Raw genomic sequence first — 436 nt, forward strand, 5'->3', positions numbered from 1 at the left:
CCGGGGCAGGGGTGGCAGTGGGTGGGGATGGGGCGTGAACTGGCGGGGGAGTTCTCGGTGTTCGCGGATTCTTTGGCGGAGTGTGGTGAGGCGTTGGGGCCTTGGGTGGGGTGGGATCTTTATGAGGCGTTGGGTGAGGGGGGGTTGCTTGGGCGGGTGGATGTGGTGCAGCCGGTGTTGTGGGCGGTGATGGTGTCGCTTGCGCGGCTGTGGGAGTCGTTCGGTGTGCGGCCTTCGGCCGTGGTGGGGCACTCCCAGGGTGAGATCGCCGCGGCGGTCGTGGCGGGTGTGCTGTCGGTCGGGGAGGGGGCTCGGGTGGCCGCGGTGCGGTCCCGGGTGATCGCTGAGGGGCTGGCGGGTCGTGGCGGCATGGTGTCGGTGGGGCTGCCGGTGGGTGAGGTCGAGGAGTGGCTCGAACGTGTGGGTGGCGGTTTGG

1 protein-coding gene is annotated in these 436 nt (G+C 70.4%); it reads left to right on the forward strand.

Annotated features, from left to right (window positions below):
• The coding region (locus DEH69_RS22905) for an acyltransferase domain-containing protein (protein ID WP_113688896.1) at positions 1-436 on the forward strand (436 nt) is incomplete at both ends.

The organism is Streptomyces sp. PT12, from assembly GCF_003311645.1.
Taxonomy (GTDB): domain Bacteria; phylum Actinomycetota; class Actinomycetes; order Streptomycetales; family Streptomycetaceae; genus Streptomyces.